Below are 16,694 nucleotides of genomic sequence, written 5' to 3'. Positions count from 1 at the left end.
GGCGAAGGGGCCGGCCACGGCGCTGAACGTGCTGCTCATCCTGTTCGTCGTGCCGGTGCTGTGCGGTTTCACCGTCCTCCTGACCGTCTACGGCGAGCTGGGCGGGCGGCCCGGTTCCTCGTCCCCCAGGGGCATCGACGACTTCAGGGCGCTGCAGGTGACGGGTTTCCTGGCCGAGGGCCTGGGCCTGCTGGTGCTGCTCGCGGCGGCGGTCGTGTGGGTGTGCTGGTTCCGCCGGATGCGGCAGAACGCCGAGTCGTTCGCGCCGGGCCGCATCCGGTACCGGCCGGGCCTTGCGGTGGGCTCCTGGTTCATCCCGGTCGTCAACTTCTTCCTGCCCAAGCAGATCGCCAACGACATCTGGACGGCGACGACCGGACGCCCGGCGGGTGCCCGACGGTGGCTGATGCACACCTGGTGGTGGCTGTGGGTGGCCCACCTCGCGACGGAGCTGAGCGCCTACAAGACCTGGGACGAGGAGAAGACCGCCGCGGACGCCAGGGAGACCGTCCTCAACGCCCTCGGCGGCGACGTCGTCGCCGTCGTGAGCACCGTGTTCGCCGTGCTCTTCGTCTCCCGGCTCACCAGGCTCCAGGGGGAGCGCGCCGAGGGGAGCGGCGGAGCCGGCCGGGTCCGCTGAGGTCAGGCCGGCGACGTGGCCCGGCGGACCGCGTCGCGGAGCAGGGCGCGGCGGCGTTCGTGCGCCTCCTCGGGCTCGTCGGCGGTCGCCGCGTAGACGTTGCTGACCGGTGACCAGGCCATGGACATGGCGATGACGAGGGCCAGCACGTCGAACGGGTCGCCCGGCCGCACCCGCCCCGCCGCCTGGGCCTCGGCGATGGCCCGGAGCTTGGCGTCGTCGCGGCGGTCGGCGTCCTCGACCAGGTGCCCCGCCGGGCGCCGCTCCAGCCGCGCCCAGGTGGCCAGCCGGATGAGGTCGGGGCGGCGCAGGTACTCGTCGTAGAGGCGCACGGCCCAGTCCGCGAGGTCGTCGGCGTCGATCGGCACGACGTTCACGATGCGGTCCAGCGAGCCGAAGAAGATCGCGTCGAACAGCCCGTCCTTGCTGCCGAAGTACGCGTAGAGCTGCGCCTTGTTGGTGCGGGCGGCGGCCACGATCCGCTCGACGCGCGCCCCGGCGATCCCGTGTTCGGCGAACTCCCGGGTCGCGACGTCCAGGATGCGCCGGTGGGTGGCGGCTCCGCGCGAGGTCAGGGGCTGGTCGGGCGTGCGGTCGGGCATGGCCCCAGGGTATCCCACGGCCAAACAGAACAGTTGGTTTGCCTGACGCCGCGCATGCGTCTACGCTCAAATAGACCGAACAGTCTGTTTGAGGAGCTGGGGAGAACCATGAGGACCACCGTGGGCTGGCAGGCGGAGCCCGGGAACGGCGCCGCGACGACCCCGGCCCTGCGCCGCGCCCCGCTGGAACGGCGCGACCTGCGCCCCGACGACATCGCCGTCCGGGTCGACTACTGCGGCGTCTGTCACACCGACCTGCACGCCGTCCGGGCCCGGGGCGCCGACGGGGGCGGCCCCGACCCCCTCGTGCCGGGCCACGAGTTCACGGGCGTGGTGACCGAGACCGGTACCGGGGTCACCCGCTTCCGGGCCGGGGACCCGGTCGCGGTCGGCAACATCGTCGACTCCTGCGGCACCTGCGCCATGTGCCGGACGGGCCGGGAGAACTTCTGCCACGCCTTCCCCACCCTGACCTACGGCGGCACCGACCGCGTCGACGGATCGGCCACCCTCGGCGGCTACAGCCGCGAGTACGTGCTCGGCGAGCGGTTCGCGTACGCCCTCCCCGCCGGCCTGGACCCGGCGGCCGCGGCACCGCTGCTGTGCGCGGGGATCACCGTCTGGGAGCCGCTGCGCGCCCTGGGCGCCGGACCCGGCACCAGCGTCGCCGTGGCCGGTCTCGGCGGACTCGGCCACCTCGCCGTGAAGTTCGCCGTCGCGCTCGGCGCCGACACCACGGTGATCAGCCGGTCGCCGGACAAGGCGGAGGACGCCCGCCGCCTGGGCGCCCGCGGGTTCGTCGTCTCCACGGACCCCGGGCAACTGGCCGCCGCCCGCGACCGGTTCGACATCCTCGTCGACACCGTCTCCGTCCCGCACGACCTCGGCCCCTACCTCCGCCTGGTCGCCGTGGACGGCACCCTCAGCCACCTCGGACACCTCGGGCCGCTCACCCTGGACACCCTCGACCTGCTCATCGGCCGCAAGAAGCTCAGCTCGGCCGGCAGCGGCGGCCGCACGGGCACCGCCGAGATGCTGGCCTTCTGCGCCGCGCACGGCATCACCGCCGACATCGAACTCCTCCCCTCCGCCCGGGTGAACGAGGCCCTCGACCGCCTGGACCGGGGCGACGTCCGCCACCGCTTCGTCCTCGACCTCTCCGACCTGGACCGGCCCGGGCCGCAGGCCCCGGCGGCTCGATAGGTTGCCCCGGTGATCCTCACCCCGCTGCCCCTCACCCCCGACCACGACATCCCGGGACCGGTGCTCACCGAACTCACCGCCCTCTACGCCTCCCAGCGCGTCTTCCACGCGCTCAGCGGCGACTTCCCCGATCCGGACGACATCCGTCCGGAGCAGGTGGCGGCCGCGCTCGCCGACGAGCTGGCGCGGCCCGGCGCCGAGGTGCTGCTCGCCAGGGACGCGGGGCGGCTGGTCGGGCTCGCGGTGACGCTCGCCCGGCACCCCGACCGGTCCGACCCGGACCCGTGGATCGGGCTGCTGATGGTCGACGCCGGGCTGACCCGGCAGGGACGCGGCAGGAAGCTCGCCTCCCTCGTCGAGGACCACCTCCGGGCCGCGGGCCGCACCGCGGTACGGCTGGCCGTCCTGGACGGCAACACCGCCGGGCTCGCCTTCTGGACCGCCCTCGGCTACACCGTCCTGGACCACCGCCGCGACCTCGGCGCCGACCGCCCGTGCACGGTGCTGCGCAGGGAACTGCCCAGCGACCGGCCGCGCACCCCGCGCCGCGCCGCCCGCGTCGCCGTACTCGACCCCGAGGGCGCGGTCTTCCTGCTGCGCTACGACAACGTCGAGGTCGGCGTGCACTGGGCGATGCCCGGCGGCGGCCTGGAGGCCGACGAGAACCCCCGCGAGGGCGCCCTGCGCGAGGTGCGCGAGGAGACCGGCTGGACCGACCTGGAACCCGGCCCGCTGCTCTGCACCTGGGAACACGACTTCACCCACCTGGGCGTGGGCCCCGTCCGCCAGTACGAGCACGTCTACGTCGCCCGCGGCCCCCGCCGCGAGCCCACCGGCCCCGACCTCGCCGCCGCGCACGCCGCCGATGGCATCCTCACCTGGCGCTGGTGGACCCCGGCCGAACTCGCCACCGCGCCCGAGCCGTTGTGGCCGCCGGACCTGGCCCTGCTGCTGGAGACCTTCGGGGCCGGCGAAGGGTGAGGCGGCGGTGGCCGCGCGGCCGGCTCACGGGGAGTCCGGTCTGCCGTCCCCGCGCAGCCAGTCCGCCCAGATCTCCGAGAAGTCCTCGTCCGGCGCCGACTTCTCCACGTACGCGGTGAAGTCCGCGGTGTCCGCGTTGCCGTGGCGGTGGGCGGCGGCCCAGCCGGTCAGCAGGTCCCAGAAGGCGTCGTCGCCGACCGTCTGGCGGATCTTGTGCAGGACCATCGCGCCGCGCTGGTAGACCGGGCTGTCGGAGATGTGCGCCGCGTCGGGCGGGTCGGCGGGCGGGAACGCCCAGATCGACTCGTTCGCGGCGGCGTCCTCGTAGTACGTCCCGTCGTAGAGGGCCTCGAAGGTCTCCTCGGCGGAGTCGCCGCCGTGGTCCTCCTCCCACAGCCATTCGGCGTAGGTGGCGAAGCCCTCGTTGAGCCACATGTCCCGCCAGGTCTTCGGGCTGACCGAGTTCCCGTACCACTGGTGGGCGAGTTCGTGGACGAGCAGCACGGTGTCCGGGGCGCCCGGGAAGTAGGGCCGGTTCTGGGTCTCCAGGGCGTACCCGGCGTCCTCGTCGCGGTCGACGATCGCGCCGGTGGAGGAGAAGGGGTAGGGGCCGAAGTTCTCCTGCGCCCAGTCCATGATCTCGGGGATCTGCTTCAGGACCTTCCGGCTCGCGTCGGCCTGCGTCGGGTCGACGGCCGTGTACACCGGTAGGCCGTCCTCCGTGGTGGAGCGGTCGGTCTCCCACTCGCCGACGGCGACGGTGACGACATGGCTCGCCATCGGCTCGGCGGTGTGCCAGGTGAACGTCGTCCGGCCGTCCCGGGTCCGCTCCTCGCGCAACTCGCCGTTGGAGACCACGCCGAGGCCCTTGGGCACGGTCATCGCCAGGTCGTACGTCGCCTTGTCGGAGGGGTGGTGGCTGCCCGGGAACCAGGCCATCGAGCCCGTCGGTTCACCCAGTGCGACCGCACCGTCGGCGGTGGGCAGCCAGCCCTCCTCGGAGTCGTCGGGGTCGGTGATCGTCTCCGGCTCGCCGGAGTACCGGACGGTCACGCGGAACGTCTCCCCGTCGTTCAGCTCCTCGGCCGGGCGGACGGTCAGTTCCTGTCCGGCCCGGTTGAAGCGGGCGTCCCGGCCCTCGACCGTGACCCCCTCGACGTCCAGGCCCTTGAGGTCGAGGTCGAAGGCGGACAGGTCGCGGGTCGCGCGAGCGGTGATCGTCGCGCTGCCGGTGAGGTGACCGGCCTCGGCGTCGGTGCCGGGGTCGTAGTCCAGGGTCAGGTCGTAGTGGCCGATGTCGTAGCCGCCGTTGCCCGCCTTGGGGAAGTACGGGTCGCGTACGCCCGAGCCGCCGGGGGTGCCGTCGACCGCGCCACCGCCACTGCATGCCGCGAGGGCGAGGACGGTGGCGGCGGCTACGAGCAGACGGGAGGTGCGCACCTCGTGATCCTATGGGGTGTTTCACGTGAAACGCCCGCTGGGAGCGGCTGTTGGGACCCGGAGGGCGCCAGGGGTGCCTAGTTCAGCGCCGCCGCACCGGCCCGGGCGAACTTCTCGTCCAGGGTGCCGGACGGCGCACCCGCGACCCCGATACCGGCGATCGGCGCCTTGCCCGCGGTGACCGGGACTCCGCCGCCCAGGAACAGCGTGCCGGGGATGTCCTTCAGGTTCGGGGCGTTCTCCAGCCGGCCCTCCAGCTCGCTGGTCGGGGCGTTCCAGGAGACGGCCGTGTACGCCTTCCGCTCGGCCGACTCGTAGGACTGCGGCCCGGCGCCGTCCCCGCGCATGGTGAGGATGGTGTTGCCGTTGCGGTCCACGACCGCGACCGTGACCCGCTGGCCCTCCTGCTCGGCGGCCTTCAGCGCGGCCCGCGCGGCCTCGGTGGCGGCGTCGGCGGTCAGGTGCGTGGAGGTGGTGGTGTCGCGCTTGCCGGCCGCGGCGGCGGGGGCGGCGGACACCGCGGAGTCCTGGGCGGCCTCGGGCGCGGAGGCGTTCGCGGCCACCGTGCCGAAGGTGCCGGCGGCGACGGCGGCGAGCACGGCACCGCCGGTGGCGAGCCGGGCGCGGCGGGAGAGGGTCTTCTTCATGGTGGTCTGCTCCTCGCAGTGGTGAGGGGGGCGGTTCGTCGCTCTCCACCCTCCGTCCCGCACCGGGGGCGCACCGTCGCCGTTCCGGCTGCCGGTGGGTGACGGAACGGGCGACGGCGGGGTCGTCCGATCGGTTGACCCACGGGACCTCCGAAGAGGGCACCATGGGAGTGTTCGCGCAGCTCAGCGAAGTTCTGCGGCAGCTTGGAGAGCAGCGCGCCGACAGAGACGGTCGTAAGGAGGCGGGTGACGGATGCCGAAGCCGTACGACCACCCGGACACCCGGTGGCTCGGGGCCGTCATGCACGTGGCGTTCTTCCTGCTGCTCGGCGGCGCCCTGGCCCGCTTCCTGCTGCGCCACCCCGGGGAGCCCCGCACCCCGTGGATCCTCGCCCTGTCCCTCGCGCTCGCCGTGCTGCACCTGCTCGGACCCGTGCTGAGCGGGCCGGAGCCGTCGTCCGGTCCCGCTCTCCCGCCCGCCCGGCGGCGCCTGGCCTGGCTGGGCCCGGTCGTCGTGGTGTGGATGGTGCTGGTCGTGCTGGCGCCCAGCTTCGCCTGGTGCGCGGTGCCCCTCTTCTACACCGGACTGCGCACCCTGCCCGCCCGGGCGGCGCTGGTCCTGGTGACCGTCCTGACGGCGTTCGTGGTCGCCGCGCAGCTGCGGCTCGCCGGGAGCTTCGACCCCAACCTGCTGCTCGCCCCGCCCGCCGTCGCCGCCCTCGCCACCGCCGTGTTCCTGCACACCGAACGGCAGGCGGCCCGGCAGCGCGCCCTGATCGACGATCTGATCCGCACCCGGCGCGAACTCGCCGCCTCCGAACGCCGCGCGGGCACCCTCGCCGAGCGCCAGCGGCTCTCCATGGAGATCCACGACAGTCTCGCCCAGGGCCTGTCCAGCCAGCGGATGCTGCTCCAGGCCGCCGAGCGGGTCTGGGAGTCCGACCAGGACAAGGCCCGCACCCACGTCCGGGGCGCCGCCACCGTCGCCGAGCACAACCTGGCCGAGGCCCGCCGCTTCGTCCACGACCTGGCCCCGGCCGACCTCGCCCGCGGCGGCGGCCTGGAGGCGGCGCTGCGGGCCCTGGCCGCGCGGGAGTCCGGCGACCACCTCACCGTCCGCGTCCACGTCGACGACGGCGCCCGCGTCCCGGCGCTGCCCGACCGCGTCCAGTCGGCGCTGCTGCGCATCGCCCAGGGAGCGCTGTCCAACGTCCGCGAGCACGCGGGCGCGTCCACCGCCGTGCTCAGTCTCACCCTCCTCGACGACGAGGTCGTCCTGGACGTCACCGACGACGGCCACGGCTTCGACCCGGCCGAGCCGTCCGGCGCCCCCGCCGGGCTGCGCGGACACGGCCTGCCCGCCATGCAGGCCCGGTTGCGCCAGCTCGGCGGCACCCTGACCGTCGAGTCCGCACCCGGCGAGGGCACCGCCCTGTCCGCCGCCGTGCCCCTGGACCCGCCCCGAACCGACCCGCCGGCCCCGGCCGACCCGCAGGAGGCACCCCGATGACCGACCCGGCAGACGGCGGGCCCGACCCCGTGCGCATCCTGGTCTGCGACGACCACGTGGTCGTACGCGCCGGGCTGCTCGCCCTGCTCGACAGCGCCCCCGGCATCGAGGTGGTCGGCGAGGCGGGCACCGGCGAGGAAGCGCTCGCGCTCGCCGCCCGGCTGGCGCCGGACGTCGTGCTGATGGACCTTCAGCTCGGCGCGGGCATCGACGGCGTGGAGACCACCCGCCGCCTCACCGCGGACACCGGCACCACGGGCACCGGCACCACGGGCACCGGCCGTGCGCCGCACGTCCTCGTCCTGACCACGTACGACACCGACGCCGACATCACCCGCGCCATCGAGGCGGGCGCGACCGGCTACCTGCTGAAGGCCGAACGCCCCGAGGAGCTGTTCGCGGCCATCCACGCCGCCGCCCGGGGCCGTACGGCGCTGTCCGGGCCGGTCGCCGGCCGGGTCATGGCCAACCTGCGCAGGCCGCGCCCCGCCCTCACCGACCGCGAGCGCGACATCCTGGCCCAGCTCGCCACCGGACTGGGAAACCGGGAGATCGCCCGCGCCCTGTTCATCAGCGAGGCCACGGTGAAGACGCATCTGCGCCGCATCTACGACAAGCTCGGCGTCGACACCCGCGCGGGCGCGGTCGCGGTGGCGAAGGAACAGCGCCTGCTGCCCTGACGGGACGTGCCGGGACGTACCGGGACGTGCCGGGACGTACGAAGGCCCCCCGGCCGGACGTCCGGGGGGCCTTCGCGTCGCGGCGAAGCGACGGGGAACGTCAGACGTTCACGCCGAAGTCCTGGGCGATGCCCACCAGGCCCGAGGCGTAGCCCTGGCCGACGGCGCGGAACTTCCACTCGGCGCCGTTGCGGTACAGCTCGCCGAAGACCATGGCGGTCTCGGTGGCCGCGTCCTCGGACAGGTCGTAGCGGGCGATCTCGGCGCCGCCGGCCTGGTTGACGATGCGGATGTAGGCGTTGCGCACCTGGCCGAAGTTCTGCGAGCGGTTCTCGGCGTCGTAGATCGAGACCGGGAAGACGATCTTGTCGATGTCGGCCGGGAGACCGGCCAGGTTGACGTTGATCGCCTCGTCGTCGCCGGCGCCCTCGCCGGTGCGGTTGTCACCGGTGTGGACGATCGTGTTGTCCGGCGTCTGCTTGTTGTTGAAGAAGACGAAGTGGGCGTCGGAGTAGACCTTGCCCTGCGTGTTGACCGCGATCGCGGAGGCGTCGAGGTCGAAGTCGGTGCCGGTGGTGGTGCGGACGTCCCAGCCGAGCCCCACGGTGACTTCGGTCAGGCCCGGAGCCTCCTTGGTGAGCGAGACGTTGCCACCCTTGGACAGGCTTACAGCCATTGTTGGGAGTCCCTTCCCTCGTTTACGTACGGCAAGAAAGCTACAGCTACCACCATGAACGTCGAGAGGGGTCCACAAGGTTCCGCCTCTCTTTACTTTCTTTACCTGGAGCGTGATCAGGATATTCGGGTGACGCGGGCCGCTCGCGGGCGGGAACATGGAGGACATGTCCGGTCCCCATGTCATACGCGGCTCCGTCTCCCTGCCCGAGGCCGAGCTGGTCTGGCGTTTCTCGCGCTCCTCGGGGCCCGGCGGACAGCACGTCAACACCACGGACACGGCGGTGGAGCTGCGCTTCGACCTGGCGCGCACCGACGCCCTGCCCGAGGTCTGGAAGCAGCGGGCGCTGGAGCGGCTGGCCGGGCGGCTGACCGACGGGGTCGTCACCGTCCGCGCCTCCGAGCACCGCTCCCAGTGGCGCAACCGCGAGGCCGCCGCCGTGCGCCTGGCCGCCCTCCTCGCCGAGGCCACCGCGCCGCCGCCCAGGCCGCGCAGGCCGACCCGCATCCCGCGCGGCATCAACGAACGCCGGCTGCGGGAGAAGAAGCAGCGCTCGGAGACCAAGCGGGGGCGCTCCGCGCGCGGCTGGGACTGACCGGGCGGGGCCTTGCCTCAGTCCAGCGCCAGCACGCCGACCGTCTCCGCCTCGGCCTTCTCCCCGTTGGGGCGGAAGCCGAGGCGCAGGTAGAAGTCCTCGGGGCCGTGCTCGCCGGGGTGCCAGGTGACGAAGCACTCCGTGCCGCCGCGGCGCCGGATCTCGGCGGCCACCGACTCCACGGCGAAGCGGCCGTAGCCCCGGCCCTGCTCCCCGGCGGCGATGTTCAGCCGCCACAGTCCGGAGCGCAGCGCGCTGCCGTCGTCGTACCAGTCGATGCCGAAGAAGCCCATGAGGAAGCCGACGGGGCGGTCGCCGTCGAGGATCAGGCGCGGCCAGGCCGTCTCGGGGTGGACGTAGGCCTCGGCGAGGGACTTCACCACCGGGTCGACGGCGAACTCCTGCTCGGGGTGCACCCGTAGGGCGAGGGCGGCCTCGATGTTCGCGGGTGTGATCTTCTCCAGGCGGAGCCCGGTGCCGGTCGTCATGCGCGCACCCTAGGCGGGCGCCCCCGCGCCGGGCGAGCCGGATTCCGCTGAGCCCAGCTGTCCGGTGCCGGGCGGGCGGGCCGGATTCGCTCAGCCCAGCTGTCCGGTGCCGGGCCGGGTGATCCGGATTCGCTCTGCCCAGCCGTCCGGTGCCGGGCCGGGCGAGCCGGGTTCCGCTCAGCCCAGCTGTCGGTACCGGCCCCGGAAGTAGGTCAGCGGGCCGCCGTCCGCGCTGGGCAGCGCGGCGGTCAGGACCCGGCCGATCACGAGGGTGTGGTCGCCGGCCGGCACCCGCTGCTCGGTGCGGCACTCCAGGGTCGCCAGGGCGCCGCCCGCCAGGGGCGCCCCGGTCGCCTCGCCCCGTACGTAGGGGATGTCCGCGAACAGCAGGCGGTCGCTGACCCGGCCCTTCATCGCGAAGCGGCCCGCGATGTGCCGCTGGCTCTCGGCGAGCACGGAGACCGCCCACAGGGGCTGCTCGTCCAGCAGGTCGTCCATGCGGGAGCCCTCGCGCAGGCTGACCAGGACCAGCGGCGGGTCCAGGGAGACCGACATGAAGGCGGTGGCCGTCATGCCGACGTCCTCGCCGCGCGGCGCCAGCGGGTCGTCGGGGTCCAGCGGCGGCTCCTGCGCGGTCACCAGGACCACGCCCGAGGCCAGCCGGGACATGGCGGCACGGAACTCCTCGTTGCTCACCCCCTCAGCATGCCCGGAGGCGGACGGGGGCAACGGGGTAGCGGGGGCGGCGGGAGCCCCGGGATACGTGAGAGGCGGAGTGTTCGGCACCCCGTCACGCTAATCTCCGGGGCGTGGGCGGGGCATCGGCCCCCGGTCCGAACCGGGACCTAGGACCACGGAAGGAGACGTGCGCATTCCCACAAACTTTGCGATCGGTAAACGCACCGGGAAAACACAGAAACCCCACTCAATTGTTCATGTTTCGCTGTGACTTGAGTCACAAGAAGCGGTAATTGTTGACCCTGTGTACCGAGTGCGGAGCGCACTGTGATTCAGTGGCGGGGAACCTGCAAGAGCACGATCCAGGGCACCATCAGTAAAGGCGCCGAAGAGCACCCTTGATTCACTGCGAGGTCTCGGGGGGAGGGCGAGCATGGAGACCGACTCGGAGCCCTATGTCCGCCTGGCGTCCCTGCGGCAACTGCACCAGGCCATGGCCGACATGAACAAGGCCCGCAGCCTGGCCGACACCCTGCAGGCCGTCGCCGACGGCGTCGTCCAGGCCCTCGGGTACGAGCTGGCGTGTGTCAACCTGGTCGGCCCCGACGGCGATCTCGTCGTCGCCGCCTTCGCCGGGAACCCGGCCGCCGAGGCGCTCATCACCGGCCGCTCGGGCTCCCGCGCGTCCTGGGACCGGCGCCTGAACATGGGCGAGCAGTGGGGCGACCTGATCTTCATACCCCACACCGAGGGCTGGGTCCTCGACGACGACGACGTCCCGCAGTGGTACACCGACGGGCCCGCGCCCCGCTTCGAGGACGAGTGGCACCCCTCGGACCGGCTCTTCGCCCCGATGTACGCCCCCGGCCCGCAGGGCGGCGGCAGCAGCGGCGAGCTGATCGGCGTGCTGTCCGTGGACCGGCCGCGCAACGGCCGCCGCCCCGGCGCCTGGGGGCCGCGAGGCTTTGCAGATGTATGCGTTCCAGGCCGCCATCGCGATCAGCAACGCCCGGCTCCGCTCCAACATGCAGCGCGCCCTGGTCCGCCTGGAACGCGACCAGCAGGCGCTCAGGGCCAGCGAGGAGAGCTTCCGCCAGGCCTTCGAGTACGCCCCCTCCGGCATGGCCATCGCCGAGATGGGCGGCGACCAGCACGGCCGCATCCTGCGCACCAACGACGCGCTGTGCCGCCTGCTGGGCCGCCGCGCCTCCGCGATGCGCCGCTACGCCTTCTCCGACCTCGTGCACCCCGAGGACATCGGCACCCTGCTGCGCACCTCCGCCGAGGGCGGCCGGGCCGAGCTGCGCCTGGGCCGCCGCGACGGCACCTACGTCTGGGTCTCGCTGCGCAACAGCGTGGTGGCCGACGCCGCCGACGGGCCGCGTTTCCTGCTCACCCACGTCGAGGACATAGAGGAGCGCAAGCGCCGCGAGCTGCAGCTCGCCCACCGCGCCTCCCACGACTCCCTGACCGGCCTGCCGAACAGCGCCGAGCTGCGCTCCCGGCTGGCCGCCCGGCTGTGCCAGCGCCCGCAGTCCCCGCACGCCGGCGTGGCCGACGCCATGGACGCCGCCTACGGGCACTCCGCCGTGTTCGACTCCGGCGGCCACACCTTCGACTTCGGCGCCGCCGTGGAGCCGTACGGCGCCTTCGACCACCATGTGCACGCCGTGGCCCCCGAGGACGGGCGCGACGACGGCACCAAGGGGCTCGCGGTCCTCTTCTGCGACCTGGACGGCTTCAAGTCGATCAACGACCGGTTCGGGCACAACGCGGGCGACGCCGTGCTGATCGAGGTCGCCCGGCGGCTCAGCGGCGGCGTCCGCGACGGCGACACCGTCGCCCGGCTCGGCGGCGACGAGTTCGTGATCCTCGCCAACGGACTGGGCCGGGCCGACGCCCAGGACCTCGCCGTACGGCTGCGCAACGAGATCATCCAGCCGATCCGGGCCGAGGGCCGGGCGGTCCGGGTGGGCGCCAGCTTCGGCATCGGCTGGGCCCACTGCGGCATGACGGCGGACGAAGTGTTGAAGTCGGCTGACGAGCGGATGTACGTCGAGAAACGATCTCGTCCCAAACAGCACCGCCGAGCCGGATGATCAGCAGGTCAGTGCGCTGATGCGGTCTGAGTCACCCGTTTGGGTCAGTGGGAGCGGGTAGGCTCGCTCTCTCACACACCCGTACCGCACCACGCACCGCATCTGGTTAGGAGACCTAGGGATGACGCCCGGCAACAACGGCGCGAGCACGCCCGAGGACGACGACCCCTTCGGCTACCTCTACGCCGACGGGCAGGCCAACGGGGCCCAGCCGCCGTCCGGTGGCTACGGCTACCCGAACTCGGTCAACCGGGTGCGTCCCGTCGGGACACGGCAGTACGGGGCACCGCAGGGCCAGGCCGCCCCGCCCCAGCAGGGCGCCTACGGGCAGCCGCAGGGGGCGTACGGCCAGCCGCAGGGGGCGTACGGGCAGCCGAACGCGCACTACGCCGCGCCGGAGACCCTCCCCGGCGGTGGCGGCCCCGGGGCCCCGCAGCAGCCGTCGGGACACGGCGGGGGCGGCGGACGCCGCGGCCCGAACACCAAGGGTCTGCTGATCGGCGCGGTGGCGGTGGTCGCCGCCGTGGTCATCGGCATCGCCGTGGCCATGACGAGCAGCGGCTCCGACGACGACAAGGGCGGCACCGAGGCGGGCGGCGACCCCGCCCCCACCCAGTCCGCGAGCACCGAGCCGAGCCCGTCGGCGAGCGACGACGCGGAGAAGGAGGAGGCCGAGCTGCCCTCCGTCGACGCGAAGGCGATGCGGCTGGCCGGTTCGGCCTCCCTCGCCTCGGACGTGGAGGGCGCCCAGTCGGACGGCGGCGTCTACGTGGCCAACCTGAACCAGCCGGGTGCCTCGGTCACCTGGACGGTGGACGGCATCCCCGAGGACGGCCTCTACACCCTCTTCACCACCTACAGCGCGGCCGGCGAGGACCAGTCGATGACCCTCACGGTCAACGGCAAGGAGTTCGGCAGCAAGCTGAACCTGGGCAACTTCGCGGGCGCCAAGGACAACGACTTCGCCAAGGGCTGGACCAAGACCTACGCCTGGCCCACCCTCAACAAGGGCACCAACACCATCACGCTGTCCTGCGCCGACGGCGACAAGTGCAACGTCCTGCTGGACCAGTTCTCCCTGAAGAAGGGCCAGGTCAAGGACTAGCCCGCGCGCGGCGGACCGGGTGGCCGCGGCGGGTCAGGCCGCGCCCGCCTCCGCGGTCACCGCGACCCCGCGCCCGAGCAGCTCCTCGTACGCCGCCCGGTCGAACTCGCCCGCCACCGGCGCCAGCACCGTCGCCGCCGACAGGGCGACCGCGCGGGCCAGCCGGTCCGGCCAGGACAGGTGCTCCACCAGGCCGGAGAGCAGGCCCGCCACCGCGGAGTCGCCCGCGCCGGTCGGATTGCCCCGGACCTGGGCCGGCGGGGCGGCGCGCCAGCGGCCCTCCGGGGTCACCGCGAGCAGCCCCTCGGCGCCCAGCGAGGCGACCACCGAGCCGGCCCCGCGGCGCCGGGCGGCCTGCGCGGCCCGCAGCGGCTCGTGCGAGCCGGTCAGCTCGGCCAGCTCGTCGGCGTTCGGCTTGATCAGGTCGGGGCGGGCGGCAAGACCCCGGCGCAGCGGCTCCCCGCTGGTGTCCAGCAGCACCGGCACGCCCGCGGCCCGCGCGGCCCGCACCAGCCCGGCGTAGGCGCCCACCGGGACGCCCGGCGGCAGGCTGCCGCACAGGGCCACCGCGGCGGCGCCGGTCAGCAGGTCCGCGTACGCCTCCTGGAAGGCGTTCCACTCGGCGGGTGCCACGGCCGGGCCCGGCTCGTTGAGCTGGGTGGTGTCGCCGGTGCGGTCGTCGACGACGGCGACGGTGCGCCGGGTCGCCCCCGTGACCCGGACCAGTGCGTCGGTCACCCCGGGCACGCCGGTCAGCCCCGCGCGCACGACGCCGCCGGTGGTGCCGCCCGCGAAGCCGGTGACCGTCACCTCGTGCCCGAGGGCCGCCAGCACCCGGGCCACGTTCAGCCCCTTGCCGCCGGGGCGCTCGGTCACCTCGGTCACCCGGTGCGAGGCGTGCGGCCTGAGGCCCGGGACGCGGTAGGTGATGTCGAGCGCGGTGTTGAGAGTGACGGTGAGGATCACCGTGCCGACCTCCCCCGATCGTGTGCGGCTGGGCGTGCCCGCGGAGCTGTGCTCCACGACACGATCATGCCAAAAGGCGGGCGGTCGGCCCAGCCCCCGGGTCGGCCGTCGTGCCCGGACCGGGACCGGGCCGCTCCGGCCGGCCCCGGAGCGGACTCGGGGACGGCTCAGGCCAGTTGGGGCTCGACCACCCACGCGCCCCGGCGCATCACGCCCACCAGGTCGAAGGCGTCGTCCAGGACCACCAGGTCGGCGTCCTTGCCCGGTTCCAGGGAGCCGATCCGGTCGTCGAGGCCCAGCAGCCGCGCGGGGTTGGCGGAGATCGCGGCGACGACGTCCCCGACGGGCAGCCGGTCCACCGTCACCGCCCGCTTGAAGGCGCGGTCCAGGGTGAGCGTGGAGCCGGCGATCGAGCCGCCCTCCACCAGCCGGGCCACCCCGTCCGCGACCTCGACCTCCAGCGGGCCGAGCAGGTAGCGGCCGTCGCCGAAACCGGCCGCGTCCATCGCGTCGGTGATGAAGGCGACCCGGGCGGCACCCGCGTGGTGGAAGGCCAGCTGGAGCGCGGCCGGGTGCAGGTGCGTGCCGTCGTTGATCAGCTCGACGGTGATCCGCTCGTCCTCCAGCAGCGCCGTGATCGGGCCCGGGGCGCGGTGGCCGACCGGCGGCATCGCGTTGAACAGGTGGGTGGCGACGGTGGCGCCCGCGTCGATGGCCTGAACCGTCTGCTCGTAGCTCGCGTCGGTGTGCCCGACGGCCGCGATCACGCCGTGCTCGACCAGCAGCCGAACGGAGTCCAGGCCGCCGGGCAGCTCGGTCGCCAGCGTCATCATCTTCGCGTGGCCGTGCGCCGCGTCGACCAGCTTGCGCACCTCGGCCGGGTCCGGGGCGCGCAGCAGCTGCTCGTCGTGCGCGCCCTTGCGGCACGGGGAGATGAACGGCCCCTCGAAGTGGATGCCGGCGATGTCGCCCTGCTGGGCCAGCTCGGCGAGCACCCCGGCCCGCCGGGCGAGGAAGTCCAGCTCACCGGTGACGGCGGAGGCGACCGTCGTGGTGGTGCCGTGCCTGCGGTGGGTCTCGACGCCCTGGAGGATCTCCTCGGGCGTACCGCTGGTGAAGGAGGCGCCGCCGCCGCCGTGGTTGTGGATGTCGACGAAGCCGGGGACCACCCAGTGGCCCGTCAGGTCGACGGTCTCGGCCTCGGGGGAAGCCGTGTCCGCGATCCGCGTGCCGTCGACGATCACGCGGCCGTCGTCCACGGTCCCGGTGGGCAGTACCACCCGGGCACCGGCGAGAACCTTGCTTGGGGCCATCAGGTGGTTACCTCCGGGTCAGTCGCGGCCGTGGCGGCCGGGGAAGCTGTGGGAGCCGCAGAAGCGGTGTCGAGCAGGTCCCAGGCCATCAGCCCGGCACCCAGGCAGCCGGCGGTGTCCCCGAGTGCGGCGGGGACGATCTCCGGCAGTTTCTGGAAGGTGACGCGCTGCCGGACGGCGTCCCGCAGCGGTGAGAACAAGGTTTCCCCCGCCTCGGCGAGGCCGCCACCGATGATCAGGACGCGTGGGTCCAGCAGGGTGAGCGCGGTGACCAGCCCGTCGGCGAGCGCGTCCACGGCGTCCCGCCACACGGCGAGCGCGCGGGCGTCCCCGGACTCGACGGCCTTGGCGCAGTCGGCGGCGTCCGCCGCCGGGTCGCCCGAGGCCTCGGCCCACGCCTGGCTGACCGCCGACGCGGACGCGAACCGCTCCAGGCAGCCGCGCTGTCCGCACGGGCAGGGGATGCCGCCGGGACGCACGACGACGTGGCCGATCTCGCCCGCGAAGCCGTGGGCGCCCGCCTCGACCCGGCCGTCGATGCCGATGGCGCCCGCGATCCCGGTGCCCAGCGGCACGAACAGGAACCGGTCGGCCCCCTGTCCGGCGCCGATCCGGCCCTCGGCGAGCCCGCCGGTGCGCACGTCGTGGCCGAGGGCGACCGGGATACCGCCGAGCCGCTCGCCGAGCAGCGTCCGCAGCGGTACGTCGCGCCAGCCGAGGTTGGCCGCGTACACGGCGACGCCCCGCTCGGCGTCGACGATGCCGGGAACGGCGACGCCGGCGGCGCCGGCCGGCTCGCCGAACCGTTCCGCGCCCAACGCGCGCAGTTCGGCGGCGAAGTCCAGGATGCCCGCGACGACCGCCTCCGGTCCCCGCTCGCGACCGGTGGCCCGGCGTGCCTGGTGCAGCAGTTCGCCCCCAGGTCCCGCCAGGGCGGCCTTCATCCCGGTGCCGCCCACATCGAGGGCGATGACATGTCTCACGGGGACAGTGTGGCCCGTACACCCGGGAGAGGTCTAGTCCACTGTGGTGGTGTAGACCTTAATCCGGTAAGCGAACGCGCGAACGAGC

At 73.8% G+C, this 16,694-nt stretch carries 16 protein-coding genes and 1 pseudogene; 8 read left to right on the top strand and 9 right to left on the bottom strand.

The genetic code is table 11. The annotated features are described in order from the left end of the window. Positions 1-640 (top strand): DUF4328 domain-containing protein (locus K7854_RS13150; RefSeq protein ID WP_226026626.1); only part of this gene is annotated, 640 nt, incomplete at its 5' end. A 2-nt stretch (positions 641-642) separates the two neighbouring features. Here K7854_RS13150 and K7854_RS13145 read toward each other — a convergent pair. Then, positions 643-1,242, bottom strand: coding sequence for a TetR/AcrR family transcriptional regulator (locus K7854_RS13145; RefSeq protein ID WP_226026625.1), 600 nt, complete (start codon positions 1,240-1,242; stop codon positions 643-645). A 108-nt stretch (positions 1,243-1,350) separates the two neighbouring features. Between K7854_RS13145 and K7854_RS13140 the strand changes: the two genes are divergently transcribed. Together K7854_RS13140 and K7854_RS13135 are read left to right on the top strand one after the other, a co-directional pair. Next, on the top strand, positions 1,351-2,445 hold the full coding sequence (locus tag K7854_RS13140) for an NAD(P)-dependent alcohol dehydrogenase (protein ID WP_226026624.1): 1,095 nt from the start codon (positions 1,351-1,353) through the stop codon (positions 2,443-2,445). A gap of 9 nt (positions 2,446-2,454) precedes the next feature. After that, the gene (locus tag K7854_RS13135) at positions 2,455-3,426 is read left to right on the top strand and encodes a bifunctional GNAT family N-acetyltransferase/NUDIX hydrolase (protein ID WP_226026623.1); all 972 of its coding nucleotides are present in this window, start codon (positions 2,455-2,457) and stop codon (positions 3,424-3,426) included. A gap of 24 nt (positions 3,427-3,450) precedes the next feature. On the opposite strand, the gene K7854_RS13130 is transcribed toward K7854_RS13135, so the two are convergent. Next, positions 3,451-4,866 carry a M1 family metallopeptidase gene (locus K7854_RS13130; RefSeq protein ID WP_226026622.1) on the bottom strand — a complete coding sequence of 472 codons (1,416 nt, stop codon included), beginning with the start codon at positions 4,864-4,866 and terminating at the stop codon, positions 3,451-3,453. 77 nt (positions 4,867-4,943) lie between these two features. Continuing rightward, positions 4,944-5,513, bottom strand: a complete 570-nt coding sequence (locus K7854_RS13125) for a GlcG/HbpS family heme-binding protein (RefSeq protein ID WP_226026621.1) — start codon at positions 5,511-5,513, stop codon at positions 4,944-4,946. Between the two features lie 253 nt (positions 5,514-5,766). Between K7854_RS13125 and K7854_RS13120 the strand changes: the two genes are divergently transcribed. Both K7854_RS13120 and K7854_RS13115 read left to right on the top strand, forming a co-directional pair. Further along, the gene (locus tag K7854_RS13120) at positions 5,767-7,023 is read left to right on the top strand and encodes a sensor histidine kinase (protein WP_226026620.1); all 1,257 of its coding nucleotides are present in this window, start codon (positions 5,767-5,769) and stop codon (positions 7,021-7,023) included. Next, entirely contained in the window at positions 7,020-7,703 is a 684-nt protein-coding gene (locus tag K7854_RS13115; protein WP_226026619.1) for a response regulator, read from the top strand. The genes K7854_RS13120 and K7854_RS13115 overlap by 4 nt, the downstream gene beginning before the upstream one ends. Before the next feature lie 100 nt (positions 7,704-7,803). On the opposite strand, the gene K7854_RS13110 is transcribed toward K7854_RS13115, so the two are convergent. After that, positions 7,804-8,379, bottom strand: a complete 576-nt coding sequence (locus K7854_RS13110; protein WP_030191275.1) for a TerD family protein — start codon at positions 8,377-8,379, stop codon at positions 7,804-7,806. 157 nt (positions 8,380-8,536) lie between these two features. Between K7854_RS13110 and arfB the strand changes: the two genes are divergently transcribed. Next, the gene (gene arfB / locus K7854_RS13105) at positions 8,537-8,974 is read left to right on the top strand and encodes an alternative ribosome rescue aminoacyl-tRNA hydrolase ArfB (RefSeq protein WP_226026618.1); all 438 of its coding nucleotides are present in this window, start codon (positions 8,537-8,539) and stop codon (positions 8,972-8,974) included. A gap of 17 nt (positions 8,975-8,991) precedes the next feature. Here arfB and K7854_RS13100 read toward each other — a convergent pair whose 3' ends face one another. Beyond that, positions 8,992-9,462: a GNAT family N-acetyltransferase gene (locus tag K7854_RS13100; protein ID WP_226026617.1), complete on the bottom strand. Its 471-nt coding sequence runs from the start codon at positions 9,460-9,462 to the stop codon at positions 8,992-8,994. A gap of 177 nt (positions 9,463-9,639) precedes the next feature. After that, positions 9,640-10,248, bottom strand: a complete 609-nt coding sequence (locus K7854_RS13095) for a flavin reductase family protein (RefSeq protein ID WP_372481028.1) — start codon at positions 10,246-10,248, stop codon at positions 9,640-9,642. Positions 10,249-10,573: 325 nt separating this feature from the next. Between K7854_RS13095 and cdgB the strand changes: the two are divergent. Together cdgB and K7854_RS13085 are read left to right on the top strand one after the other, a co-directional pair. Beyond that, positions 10,574-12,239, top strand: a pseudogene (gene cdgB, locus K7854_RS13090) (diguanylate cyclase CdgB). Between the two features lie 121 nt (positions 12,240-12,360). Next, the gene (locus K7854_RS13085) at positions 12,361-13,344 is read left to right on the top strand and encodes a carbohydrate-binding protein (protein ID WP_226026616.1); all 984 of its coding nucleotides are present in this window, start codon (positions 12,361-12,363) and stop codon (positions 13,342-13,344) included. A gap of 33 nt (positions 13,345-13,377) precedes the next feature. Here the strand turns inward: K7854_RS13085 and K7854_RS13080 are convergent, their stop codons facing one another. The 3 genes from K7854_RS13080 to K7854_RS13070 all read right to left on the bottom strand — a co-directional run bounded on the left by K7854_RS13080 (position 13,378) and on the right by K7854_RS13070 (position 16,567). Then, positions 13,378-14,310 (bottom strand): 1-phosphofructokinase family hexose kinase, encoded by a 933-nt coding sequence (locus K7854_RS13080; protein ID WP_226026633.1) that lies wholly within the window; start codon positions 14,308-14,310, stop codon positions 13,378-13,380. Between the two features lie 167 nt (positions 14,311-14,477). Continuing rightward, positions 14,478-15,623, bottom strand: a complete 1,146-nt coding sequence (gene nagA / locus K7854_RS13075; protein WP_226026615.1) for an N-acetylglucosamine-6-phosphate deacetylase — start codon at positions 15,621-15,623, stop codon at positions 14,478-14,480. Beyond that, positions 15,623-16,567, bottom strand: a complete 945-nt coding sequence (locus K7854_RS13070; RefSeq protein ID WP_372481029.1) for an ROK family protein — start codon at positions 16,565-16,567, stop codon at positions 15,623-15,625. Before K7854_RS13070 ends, nagA begins: the two co-directional genes overlap by 1 nt. Positions 16,568-16,694 lie beyond the last annotated feature (127 nt).

The sequence above is a fragment of the Streptomyces hyderabadensis genome, assembly GCF_020404845.1.
Classification (GTDB): Bacteria; Actinomycetota; Actinomycetes; order Streptomycetales; family Streptomycetaceae; genus Streptomyces; species Streptomyces hyderabadensis.
The sequence above is the reverse complement of the archived record's forward strand: the minus strand, read 5'-3'. Positions and strand labels throughout refer to the sequence as shown.